The 12,407-nt window shown below is 59.4% G+C and carries 8 protein-coding genes and 1 riboswitch; of the genes, 4 read left to right on the forward strand and 4 right to left on the reverse strand.

All coding sequences use genetic code 11. The features are described from left to right. Positions 1–180 precede the first annotated feature (180 nt). From ACM6IT_RS08850 to ahcY, 3 genes are all read right to left on the reverse strand, one after another. A complete protein-coding gene (locus ACM6IT_RS08850; protein ID WP_056726522.1) occupies positions 181–999 on the reverse strand; it encodes a substrate-binding periplasmic protein in 819 nt (272 codons plus the stop codon). A 192-nt stretch (positions 1,000–1,191) separates the two neighbouring features. Next, positions 1,192–2,037: a methylenetetrahydrofolate reductase [NAD(P)H] gene (gene metF / locus ACM6IT_RS08855; RefSeq protein WP_056726523.1), complete on the reverse strand. Its 846-nt coding sequence runs from the start codon at positions 2,035–2,037 to the stop codon at positions 1,192–1,194. 160 nt (positions 2,038–2,197) lie between these two features. Further along, the gene (gene ahcY / locus ACM6IT_RS08860; RefSeq protein ID WP_056726524.1) at positions 2,198–3,607 is read right to left on the reverse strand and encodes an adenosylhomocysteinase; all 1,410 of its coding nucleotides are present in this window, start codon (positions 3,605–3,607) and stop codon (positions 2,198–2,200) included. A gap of 23 nt (positions 3,608–3,630) precedes the next feature. Beyond that, positions 3,631–3,733, reverse strand: a riboswitch (S-adenosyl-L-homocysteine riboswitch). Between the two features lie 197 nt (positions 3,734–3,930). Between ahcY and ACM6IT_RS08865 the strand changes: the two genes are divergently transcribed. From ACM6IT_RS08865 to ACM6IT_RS08875, 3 genes are all read left to right on the forward strand, one after another. Then, entirely contained in the window at positions 3,931–4,335 is a 405-nt protein-coding gene (locus tag ACM6IT_RS08865) for an acyl-CoA thioesterase (RefSeq protein ID WP_056726525.1), read from the forward strand. Positions 4,336–4,507: 172 nt separating this feature from the next. After that, positions 4,508–5,377 (forward strand): formate/nitrite transporter family protein, encoded by an 870-nt coding sequence (locus ACM6IT_RS08870; RefSeq protein WP_414913450.1) that lies wholly within the window; start codon positions 4,508–4,510, stop codon positions 5,375–5,377. 132 nt (positions 5,378–5,509) lie between these two features. Next, positions 5,510–10,114 (forward strand): dermonecrotic toxin domain-containing protein, encoded by a 4,605-nt coding sequence (locus ACM6IT_RS08875; protein ID WP_414917822.1) that lies wholly within the window; start codon positions 5,510–5,512, stop codon positions 10,112–10,114. Positions 10,115–10,173: 59 nt separating this feature from the next. Here the strand turns inward: ACM6IT_RS08875 and ACM6IT_RS08880 are convergent, their stop codons facing one another. Then, the gene (locus ACM6IT_RS08880) at positions 10,174–11,343 is read right to left on the reverse strand and encodes an MFS transporter (protein WP_414917823.1); all 1,170 of its coding nucleotides are present in this window, start codon (positions 11,341–11,343) and stop codon (positions 10,174–10,176) included. A gap of 218 nt (positions 11,344–11,561) precedes the next feature. On the opposite strand from ACM6IT_RS08880, the gene ACM6IT_RS08885 reads away from it, so the two are divergent. Next, positions 11,562–12,395 carry an EamA family transporter gene (locus tag ACM6IT_RS08885; RefSeq protein WP_056726528.1) on the forward strand — a complete coding sequence of 278 codons (834 nt, stop codon included), beginning with the start codon at positions 11,562–11,564 and terminating at the stop codon, positions 12,393–12,395. The last annotated feature ends 12 nt before the right edge of the window (positions 12,396–12,407 follow it).

The raw sequence follows: 12,407 nt of genomic DNA on the forward strand, positions 1-12,407 counted from the left end.
TGCCTGGCGCGAATCGCGTTTAAGAGGACGCAATCCCGTCCGGTCCTGCTGGGTCTCGAAGGCTCGTCTGCAAGCGCTCGCGCGGGCTGAAAGCTGCGCAGTAGCGGGGTTGAGATGCCTTTAACGATTCCGAGCGTCCGGGCGTGAGCCTGGCGGGAAGGCCGGAGTATAACAGAGCAATCACTGCGCGCCGCTTTCCTGCTGCTCAACGGTTTTTTCCGTGGCAACCGTGGCCTTTTCAGTCTTCACGCTGGCTGCCGGTTCCGCGCCGTAGCGGGCACTCAGTTCAGCGTAGGCGGGCTCACGTTTGAAACGCTTGAGTTCGGCGCCGAAACGCTGCACCAGCAGATCCATGCCCGCATTGCGCCGCACGGCGAGAAACTGGCTTTGCTGGCTGATGATCGTGGGGTTTTCGGTGATCTTGTCGCGGATGCCCAGTTCGTCGAGCAAATGCTGACCGACCCGGCGGTCGGTGATCAGCAGGTCAATCCGTCCGCGCACCAGTTTGCCGAAGTTGGCTTCATGGGTAGGGGCCGGCTCGCGGGTGAACAACGTCGAATCGCTGAAATCCTTGCTGTAAAGGTAACCCGGCGAGGTGCCAATGGTCAGGCCTTGCAAGTCATCGAGGGTGCGAAACGGATGGGGCCGTTCATTGGCGTAGAACATCACGAACTGGACTTCAGACAGGGGTTCGCTGGGGTAGAGCAGGGTCGCTTCGCGTTCTTCGCTGTGAAAGATGTCCAGCGCGCCGTCGGCCTGGCCTGTCTCCAGCATCGACAGGCAGCGTTTCCATGGCAGGAACTGCCACTCCACTTCGATGCCCAGGCGCTTGAAGACAATGGCGGTGGTTTCGTAGTCCAGGCCCAGGGATTTGCCGTTGTTGTCTTCGTATACGTAGGGCGCCCAGGGTTCCGTGACAATGCGCAGCTTCTCGCCCCGGGCGGTGAGGCTCAGGCAAGTGAAGACAAGCACGGCGATTAGCTGCGTGATCAAAGGCATGGGCTGAGATTACGACGAGAAACCGGAAAGAGCCAGAAACTGACCGCAGATGCTCTAACTCCGTGGATTGCCGCACATTAATAGTGCGTTGAAAGCAAAAGATCGCAGCCTGCGGCGGCTCCTGCAGGGAATACACATTTCTCTGTAGGAGCTGCCGCAGGCTGCGATCTTTTAATCGTGCTTTAACGACTTTTAACGCGGCAACTTCAGGTTGTTCCACACCGCCAGGCTCGCTTCAGCCTGGTTCAGGGTGTAGAAGTGCAGCCCTGGAGCGCCACCCTGCAGCAGTTGTTCGCACATCTCGGTGATGACCTGTTCGCCAAAGCGTTGAATGCTCTGGGTGTCGTCGCCGTAGGCTTCCAGTTGCTTGCGGATCCAGCGCGGGATTTCCGCACCGCAGGCATCGGAGAAGCGCGCCAGCTTGCTGTAGTTGGTGATCGGCATGATGCCCGGCACGATCGGGATGTTCACGCCCAGCGCCCGCACGCGTTCCACGAAGTAGAAGTAGCAGTCGGCGTTGAAGAAGTACTGGGTGATCGCACTGTCGGCGCCAGCCTTGGCCTTGCGCACGAAGTTGGCAACATCGTCTTCGAAATTGCGCGCTTGCGGATGCATTTCCGGGTAAGCGGCGACTTCGATGTGGAAATGATCACCGGTTTCTTCACGAATGAATTCAACCAGGTCATTGGCGTGGCGCATTTCACCGCTGGCCATGCCCATGCCCGAAGGCAGGTCACCGCGCAGGGCGACGATACGCTTGATGCCGGCGGCCTTGTACTGGGCCAGCAGGCCACGCAGGTCAGCTTTGCTATCGCCCACGCAGGACAGGTGCGGAGCGGCAGGGATTTTGACTTCGCTTTCGAGCTGCAACACGGTGTTCAGCGTGCGATCACGGGTCGAACCGCCGGCGCCGTAGGTGCAGGAGAAGAAATCGGGGTTGTAGGCGGCCAGCTGGCGAGCAGTGGCCAGCAGCTTTTCTTGCCCAGCATCGGTCTTCGTAGGGAAGAACTCGAAGCTGTAGCGACGATCTTGGGACATGGGAATACCCTTGAAAACGCGTAAGCCTGTGAGGCTTGCACATCCCATGTGGGAGCGGGCTTGCTCGCGAAAGCAGTGGGTCAGTCGACATTAATGTTGAATGATAAATCGCTTTCGCGGGCAAGCCCGCTCCCACAGGGAGAGCAGGCAGCAGATCCGATCAGTAGCGGTAAGCGTGCGGCTTGAACGGACCTTCGACGGTCACGCCGATGTAGTCGGCCTGGGTCTTGGTCAGTTGAGTCACAACGCCGCCGAAGCCGCGAACCATTTCCAGGGCCACTTCTTCGTCGAGTTTCTTCGGCAGTACTTCAACGGTCAGGCGCTCGGCTTTCTGGGCTGGCGACAGGTCGGCGTACTTCTGGCCGAACAGGAAGATCTGCGCCAGAACCTGGTTGGCGAACGAACCGTCCATGATGCGGCTCGGGTGGCCGGTTGCGTTACCCAGGTTAACCAGACGGCCTTCGGCCAGCAGGATCAGGTAGTCGTCGTTCTGCGGGTCGAAATCGCCAGCGCCGGTACGGTGGATCTTGTGAACCTGCGGCTTCACTTCTTCCCATGCCCAGTTCTTGCGCATGAAAGCGGTGTCGATTTCGTTGTCGAAATGGCCGATGTTGCAGACAACAGCGCGCTTCTTCAGGGCTTTGAGCATGTTTGCATCGCAAACATTGACGTTACCGGTGGTGGTCACGATCAGGTCGATCTTGCCCAGCAGTGCCTTGTCGATGCTTGCTTCAGTACCGGTGTTGATACCGTCGATGAACGGCGAAACCAGTTCGAAACCGTCCATGCAGGCTTGCATGGCGCAGATCGGGTCGACTTCGGAGACTTTGACGATCATGCCTTCCTGACGCAGGGACTGGGCCGAACCCTTGCCCACGTCGCCGTAGCCGATGACCAGCGCTTGCTTGCCGGACAGCAGGTGGTCGGTGCCGCGCTTGATCGCATCGTTCAGGCTGTGACGGCAGCCGTACTTGTTGTCGTTCTTGCTCTTGGTCACCGAGTCGTTGACGTTGATGGCCGGGATTTTCAGCTCGCCCTTGGCCAGCATGTCCAGCAGGCGGTGAACGCCGGTGGTGGTTTCTTCGGTCACGCCGTGGACGCGGTCCAGAACGGCTGGGTACTTCTTGTGCAGCAGTTCGGTCAGGTCGCCGCCGTCGTCGAGGATCATGTTGGCATCCCAAGGCGCGCCATCTTTCAGGATGGTTTGCTCCAGGCACCATTCGTACTCTTGTTCAGTCTCGCCTTTCCAGGCGAAAACCGGGATGCCGGCAGCGGCGATGGAAGCGGCGGCCTGATCCTGAGTCGAGAAAATGTTGCAGGACGACCAGCGCACTTCGGCACCCAGGGCAACCAGGGTTTCGATCAGCACGGCAGTCTGAATGGTCATGTGGATGCAGCCGAGGATCTTCGCGCCCTTGAGCGGTTGCTCTTCGGAGTACTTGCGACGCAGACCCATCAGGGCCGGCATTTCGGATTCGGCGATGATGGTTTCGCGACGGCCCCAGGCAGCCAGGGACATGTCGGCGACTTTGTAGTCGGTAAAATCTGCAGGCGTGATAACAGCGCTCATGAAGAGCCTCCATTCGTAATGTATGCGAATGGGCGCCGTTGTGCGTTTAGTGTCCAGCCACTGAAGGCCAGGCAACGCCCCATCCGAGCCTGACAGGTCGAACCTGCTGCAGCGCCCCTCGGACAGGTGGCGGGAAACGGTATCAAGTAGAGGTTACCGTTTTGAAACGGTGGCGATTATAGCGGGCTCTGCCGATCTTCCAAAGCGTTTCTGTCGGTCAATGTCCGAACGGTAATCGAGACCATAGACGACGCTCAATAGAGCTCTAGGTCGGGCTCTGCCATGATGGTCAGCATCATTCGGCAAGACGCTCAGGAGTGAACATGAATTTCCACACCCGCAAATGGGTAAAACCCGAAGACCTCAACCCCAACGGCACGCTGTTCGGCGGCAGCCTTCTGCGCTGGATCGACGAAGAGGCGGCGATCTACGCCATCGTCCAGTTGGGCAACCAGCGTGTGGTCACCAAGTACATCTCCGAAATCAACTTCGTCAGCGCCTCGCGCCAGGGCGACATCATCGAGTTGGGCATTACCGCTACCGAGTTCGGTCGCACCTCGATCACCCTGACGTGCGAAGTACGCAACAAGATCACCCGCAAGAGCATTCTCACCGTTGAAAAAATGGTGTTCGTGAACCTCGGTGAAGACGGCTTGCCGGCACCTCACGGCCGGACCGAGATCAAGTACGTCAAGGATCAGTTCAAGGATGATGACGTCGGCTCGTAAGACGAGCCCCGTAGGAGCTGCCGCAGGCTGCGATCTTTTGATCTTGATTTTAAGCAGTCAGTGATGACGCCAGGATCCAAGTCAAAAGATCGCAACCTTCGGCAGCTCCTACCGAACGTAACTTGATCGGCGCGTGTCGTAGCTAAATAGCCCGCCACCGGTTGCGCATCCCATGAACTCGGCACAAGACGGCAAGACCCCGAACCTTTCGGCGCAAGAAGAGCACGAAGTCGAAAAGAGCCAGCCACCCCGCGCCGCGGTGCTGCACGAGATCATCCGTACCCAGGGCGATCAGGAACTGGACCGCAGCATTGGCGCGTTGTGGTGGTCGGCGCTGGCGGCGGGGTTAACCATGGGCCTGTCGCTGATGGGCATGGGGTTGCTCAATTCGCGTCTGCCGGATGGCGAAGGGTTCAAGGTGATCGCGAGTTTCGGTTATTGCGCCGGTTTTCTCGCGGTGATCCTGGCCCGCCAGCAGCTGTTCACCGAAAACACTCTGACCGCCGTGCTGCCGGTAATGACCAAACCGACGCTGGCCAACTTCGGCCGGCTGCTACGACTGTGGGCGGTGGTGCTGGTCGGCAACCTCTGTGGCACCTTGCTGGTGGCGTACGTGATGCTGGAACTGCCGATTTTCGACAGCAAGACCGATGTCGCCTTCCTCGATATCGGCCGCAAGGTCATGGAAAACCACGCCAGCCAGATGTTCGCCAAGGGCATCATTTCCGGATGGATGATCGCCACCATGGTCTGGATGATCCCGTCCATGGAGAGCGCCAAGATGTGGATCATCATCCTCATCACCTACTTCATGGCGCTGGGGGATTTCACCCACATCGTGGTCGGTTCGCTGGAGGTTTCGTATCTGGTGTTTGCCGGCGAGCTGCCGTGGAGTGATTTCTGGCTGGTGTTCGCCGGGCCGACGCTGGTGGGGAACATCATCGGTGGCAGTTTTATTTTCGCGCTGATCAGCCATGCGCAGATTCGCAGCGAAACCGGGGCTGCCCCTCCGGACAAGAAACGAAGCGATGATTCGCCATGAAGAGCCTATGTTCGTACGGCACGGGTGGTAACCGGCTACCACCTTTGCAGTTGCTGCGTGAGCCACGCTGGTGCACGGGCTGACTGGCGAACTCTGCGTACAGGGCCCGCTTCTCGATCAAGGACTCGATTAATGGCCACCCCCTCACTCCCTCCGCATTTGACCGCCCTGTTGGCGGTCGCCCGAAAGATTCAAACGCTGTTTGCCGCCCGCTCCTCATTGCAGGTGGTTGCCGCCCGTGACCTGCAGAAGACTCTGCGCTGCAATTATCCGCAATTGGTGATTACTGACAGCACCCCGGTACTGATGTCACCGCATTACGAATATGTCGATAGTACGGTCCGCAAAACGCGGTTCAGCCGCTCCTCCATGACGGATGAACTGATCAACCGCTTCGTCGATGACAAGCTGGTTGATTACAGTGAAGGCCAGGTCATTACGGATCAGCCCGATGCGCAACCTGTGGTGCCGGGCGCACTGAAGAACTTCGATGCCCAGACCGCCGTCAATGCCGGTGGTACCCGTTTGACCCAGCTTTGCCAGCAAGCGTTGCTGGATGACTGGAGCGAACTGTCGGAAACCGCGCAATCACGCTTCGAACTTCTGGCTGCACTGCTCAAGGAGGCGCTCAGGGACGTGGCCCGCCAGACACCAACGCTCAATGCCAAGCAGCAACAGATGATAGCGGACGTCCTGCTAACGCCGGATAACAACCTGCGCACAGGAGCGACCCGTGCGTATCTGATCGATCAATGGGGCAAGCAGGGCGGCGAGCAGTTTGAGCTGCTCAGGGGCATGGTGCTGGTATCAACTCAGGACGCTACCACCGACGTCGTCCTGTTTACCCTGGCTGCGGGTATCGAGGTGTTTGCTTCCCTGGCCGCGCTGGGGGCGGCGTTATTCAATCGTATGACCGGACTGTCGCCCGAGAGCTTGATGCAATGGCGCTTGTTTGAACCCGATACAAACATTTTCGACGGTTTCGCCTTGACCTTTCTGGTCAAGCAACTGGCCGACCTTGAATACGCTGTCGCCCATGGCCGTGGCTCACCCTATTGGAGCGCGGCCTTGCTGGACCGGGCTCACGAGTTGGCGACCGGTGACTTTGACAGCCTTGATCTCAAGCCACATAGCGACCTGCAACGACTGTACGCGGCTATGCCACTTTGGCTGAAACAGGCCAATCGTGAAGTCCGTGGCTTGTTCAGCGAGTACTTCGAAGCGCTGGGCACGCTGTTCAAACGGGCGGACTGGAAGTTCTTCAACGACGGCTTGCCATCGATTCTCGATTACACCCGGGAAAAGCTCATGGACAAGTATCCACAGCCCGAGACGCTCAAGCCCGATGACGTGATGATCACCATTCATACCGTCAGGGGTGTTTCCGCGGCAGGCGGTTTTCCGGTGAGAGTCATCACCACTTTGCTCCATGTCGCCCTGGAAAATCTCGGCGGCCTGCCGGGCAGTTCCATCACCCTCAAGCGCAGGGACGGCAGCGCGGTGCCCTCATGGATGACGCCCGATACCATCAAGCAGTGGATCAGCGATCTCGATATCGGCCAGAACTATCCCGCCCTTATTGCCTCCTCGCTCAAAGATGACGCGGTTGAAGTGAGCTTGCGGCGTCGTCGCTTTCTCCAGCAATTGCGCATTGAGTTACCCATGCTCGCCCTGGAATTGTTTGCTCGCGGTCAGGCGGGTTTCACGCGCGCCGCCTACCAGATGGTCGTGGCGGTCATGAGCAAGCGGGCCGAGGATCGCTACGTGGCACAGAAGGCTATCGTGTTGCGACCGCTGACGTTCAAGGCGGGTGCCTTGAGCGAACCGGACAGCGTGACGAACATGTTTGTGATCGGTCCCAAGGATTTCGATCAGGGGCCGCAAATCCTCTACTGCCCGATGAGCGCAACGAAGTTGCAGGCATTTGTCAGTCATCAGGCATTGTTCGAGGCCATCAAGCGACCTGGCCAGTTGCAGCAACAGGTCCTGGCCTGGATGAGCGAGACTGGCCGTGCGACTTATCAGGCTGGCGGGTTCCAGGATCCCCACTTCAACAGTATCGATGGCCTGACAATGTTGATCGACGCCATGACCAGCAAGCCGGCCCAGCTTGGGCGCGAGGAGGTCGAAGGCGACTACGGTGATCACCTTTATAAAAGTCAGGTCCAGGCGCTTATGGAACAAGCGGACCGGCAGTCGGTGTCCAACAGCGAAAACCGCTGGGCGCGCCGCAAGGAGGGCTTGTACCTGGGGCTGAACAGTGTCATGCCGTTTGTCACGGGGCCGCTAGCGGCGGTGGGCTGGTTGTTGGTGGCATGGGACGTTCAACAGCAAATCAATATGGTCCGCGGCAAAAAGGCAGAAGGCAAGGAGGTGGCCATGGCCGGTTTCCTGATGAACATGGCGTTGGTGACGGCGCATTACTCGCGCACAAACATCGAAAGCCCTCTGGATGAAGCGTCCTCCAGCGAAACTCAGGAAACGTCGCAGGGCGCCAGGATCATTGAAGCAGAAGTAACGCCGGGCGAAGCAATTACTCCCGTCGTCGCATCAGACAATCCCCAGGTGCTGGCGCCGCAAACATCCGTCGCGGGCGGCTTTTGCATGTCGACCGCACGGGTCGACTATGGCTGGATAACGCCCTCCAGTCGATTGACGGCCTCCCAGGAGGCCAGCCTGAACACCTTTACGGTATCCGAACCCCAACGAGCCGAGTCGATCAGCAGCGGCTTGAACACAGGGTTGCATGATGCCCTTGGCCAGTTGTATGTCCGGGTCAAGGATGACTGGTTCAAGGTGACGAGGTTCTCCGAAGGGGTTCGGATTGCGTCGGCAGAGGGCGATGGGCGTCCGGGACCTTGGCTCAAGTCCAATGGCCGGGGGGGATGGATGCTGGACCTGAGACTGCGCTTGCTCGGGGGCAGCTCGGGCGTACAGGCGTCGACCACTGCTCAGGCGGGCGTTGAACTCAAGGCGCGATTTGATGAGCTCTATGCCGAATTCGACGGACAGTCCGCGGTGGAGGTGAATACGCAGGAGGCGCTCGGTAACGTTCAAGACCCTGCAACGGGTATCAGGCAGCTCAGCGGTGAGTTCGCCAGGGTTGAAACCTTGGGAGGCCGGGCGAAACAACTGTTGGAGTTGCTCGAACAGCGTCGTCGGTTTGAAGTCGTGAGCGGGTTTTCGACGTTGCGCAGTGCATTCCTTGGCCGGCAGATCCATTGCCTGCGCAAGCAAATCGAACTCAAGACGGCACTGCGGCAATTACGTTATACGGAGTTGGGCGGGCCGCAACAGGATATCAGCGTCCTGAGCCTGAGTGATTTTGGCCGTACGTCCATCACCTCACAAAACCGCCTCGCCCTGTTTCAGTTGGGCAAGCTTCATGAGCAGGTCATCGGCCTCCATCGGCAAGCGTATCTACTGCTTGGGCAGATGCGAAAAACGGCCGTTACCGGCGATGCTCAACTCAGCGAACTGGACGTCGCCCCCTGGGCTGACCAGGGGGCGATGGTCGCCTGGCAAGAAGCCGGTTTGCGCCCGAAAATGTTGTATTGCCTCAAGCAATCCACGGTAGGGCAGGCCCTGGAAAAGTTGGTGCAGATCACACTGCTCTGCCAGGTGAAGCTCTCGACCTATCGACGGTTGCAGGGCGCAGAACGCCCGGAATTGGAGACGCGGATTCGGGTGATGAATGACGTGATCGACGCACTTGCCTGGGCCGATGTCCGGCTGGGCAGACTGAGCGAAGCGTCAGGCGAATTTTTAGACCAGGCCGCATTCAATGACTTTCGAAAATACCTGCAGCAATTGCGTGGAAATGTCCTGAAGGATGTCCTCAAGCAATATGCGCAGCGTGCAGGTGAAACGCGGAAAAAGCAGTTCGCCAGGCAAACGCTCAGGGTCCAAAGCCGTGAGTGGGGGGCGCTTATCGGCGAAAAGTCACTCAATCCTGACATTGGCGATGCTGTGACCTTTACCGATCCCTACAGCCGGCGGGTCTACGCGACCTTTGAAAAAATCACGACGTCCGGCCAGGTGGACTGGAGGTTGCGCCGAGTGCCAGGGGGGGCCGCATCGAGTGCCCTGCACTACCTCAGGGCGGCTGAACTCAAGCAACTCGGAGAGCGCCGCAAGGAACGGCTACCGACCCTGGAAGCCAATCTGCGCCTGGCGCCACGCACTATCAGGAGGGAACTTGAGACATTGGCCGAAAGCATGCTGGAACTGCGCGAGCACTTTGCAGGTGAAGAGCCGATCGACAAGCAGTGGCACCAACAGATGACTGACCAGGCCAACGACTTGAAAAAACTCGCCCGTGAGGCGTATGCACGTATGGTGCTGGCCCGTGAACCGACGGCGGCGGGGGTCGAGGACCTGTTGGCCGAGGGCGTCATATCAATCAAGGAAGTACCCGGTAGCGGTATCGTATCGGGCGGAGGCAGGGCGCCGCTGTTTCGCTGCTTCTATATCAGCAAGGTGGCCCCCTCCGGCGACGCCGTGACACCCCCGCAAATCATCTGGTTCGCCCACTTTCGCTATCCTGCAGGCACCGTCAGCCGCAGTGGCGTGGACTTTTCCAAAGCCTATCTGCGCCGTTACGCCGATCCCTATCTGAGCTTCGAGCAACGTTTGGGCGAGGCCCGTGATCTGGAGCGACGGCTGAGCCTGATGCGCTCCACCCTTGACCTGAAATCGGCGCAACAACTGTTTTTCAGTCAGGAACCTGTGAGCTGAAAAGCCCGACCCTTTAGTTGCCTTGACCCGCGGGACTGAGCCTGGGCGTGTTGCCGGATTCAGCCGGTTGCATTGATCGGGCTGGTCGCGCGGCGTTGTCGATAGATGAAATGCAACGCGGTCAGTACGGTCAGCCCGCTGACCAGCGCGCCGGTCCAGGGCAGGTCTGCCAGGTCGGCGCCGCTGGCCACCACCAGCCCGCCGATCCAGGCGCCGGCCGCATTGCCCAGGTTGAAGGCGCTCTGGTTCAGGGTCGAACCCAGGTTCGGTGCTTCGTGGGCCTGATCGATGATCAGCAGTTGCAGGATCGGGCACAGGGCGAAGGCAAATGTCCCCCACAACACCAGCGTGATCGCCGCCGGGATCACCGAATGGCTGGTTTGCGTGAAGGCCGCCAACACCACCAGCACCGCCAGCGCCATGCCCACCAGAGAAGGCAGCAAGCGGCTGTCCGCCAGACGACCACCGAGCATGCTGCCGGCGGTCAAGCCAACACCGAACAACAACAGCATGATGGTGACGCCGTGGGGGCTGACACCGGTGATGTCCTGCAGGATCGGCGCAATATAGGTGAACACACTGAACAGGCTGGTCGAGGCCAGCACGCTCATGCCCAGGGCCAGCAGCACGTTGGCCTTGCCCAGCACCTTGAACTCGCTGGCCAGGTTGGCTCTATCCATCGCAATGTTTTTCGGCAGCCAGACCCATTGCGCAATCGCCGCCAGAACCCCGATCACTGACACCGCCCAGAAGGTCGAGCGCCAGCCGGCGTATTGCCCGAGTGCGGTGCCCAGTGGCACGCCGAGCACGTTGGCCAGGGTCAGGCCGGTGAACATCATGGCAATCGCCTGAGCCCGTTTGTTGGGGGTCACCAGCCCGGCAGCCACCACCGAACCGATGCCGAAAAATGCGCCGTGGCACAGTGCTGTGATCACGCGTGCGGCCATCAGCGTGGCGTAGTTCGGCGCCAGTGCACAGAGCATGTTGCCGAGGATGAACATCAGCGTCATGCCCAACAGCGTGGCCTTGCGGGGCATGTTGGCGGTGCCGACCGCGAGGATCGGCGCACCGAACACCACGCCCAGGGCGTAGCCGGTGATCAGCAATCCGGCATCGGGAATACTCACGCTGAGGTCGCGGGCGACATCGGGCAAAAGACCCATGATGACGAATTCAGTGGTGCCGATGCCGAAGGCGGCAACAGCGAGGGCAAGCAAAGCGAGTGGCATGCGCAAGGTCTCTGTCGGTAGTCTTGACGCTGTGATCAGGCATACGCAGGCCGACGACCGTTCTCGATGAGAGCGGGCCGGGCAGAATTTTTTTTGGAATTAGTCTGTGCGCAACTGAGTGCGGCGTGGTCGCTTGCAGTATAAACAGACACTGAAATATGGCGAATCAATTCTCTGCACCCCAACAAGGATCGTGGAGACAACAAAAGGAGTGGGTCGTGCTTGCGACTGCGTTGGTGTTGGTGGCGGCGCTGTTGCATGCGGCGTGGAATACCCTGATCAAGTTCAGTGCCGAGCGACTGTTGGTAGTGGCCTGCATGGACAGCGTGGCGCTGCTCTTTGTCGTGCTGATGTTGCCGTTCCTGAGTGTGCCGCCGCTGGAGATCTGGCCGTGGATCCTGGCATCGGCGGCGTTCGAGTTGCTCTATCGCTATTTGCTGATCCAGGCCTATCGGGTCGGCGACCTCGGGCTGGTCTATCCATTGATGCGCGGCCTCTCGCCGTTGGTGGTGCTGGCGCTGACGCTGATCTTTGCCGGGGAAGTGCTGACCCATCAGCAGATTTTCGGCATCCTGCTGATTCCGTTCGGCATGTTGTGTCTGCTCTGGCAGGGCGGCGGCGGAGCGCGTTTGCCGTGGTCAATGTTGCCGGTGGTGGCACTGATCGGCCTGTGCATCGGTTGCTACACCTACATCGACGGGCAGGCATTGCGGCGCTGGTCCCATCCACTGGATTACCTGGTCTGGGTCACCTTGCTCAGTGCCTGGCCTTTTCCGCTGTTGGCATTGGTGCGCAAACGGCCTGCGTTCATGTTGTTCTGGCGCGAGCAGTGGCGACTGGGCCTGGCCGTCGGGTTCTGCGTGTTGTTCAGCTACGCTCTGGTGCTGTGGGCGATGCAATTGGGATCGATTGCAGAGGCAGCGGCGTTGCGCGAGATCAGCGTAATCCTGGTGGTACTGTTTGGCATGCGTTACCTCAAAGAACCTTTTGGCGGGCCGCGCCTATTAGCCTGTGGGCTGGTGCTGATCGGTATATTGATCATGAAATTTTGACTGTTCTGAAAC

Source organism: Pseudomonas sp. IT-P4 (assembly GCF_949767755.1).
Classification (GTDB): domain Bacteria; phylum Pseudomonadota; class Gammaproteobacteria; order Pseudomonadales; family Pseudomonadaceae; genus Aquipseudomonas; species Aquipseudomonas monachiensis.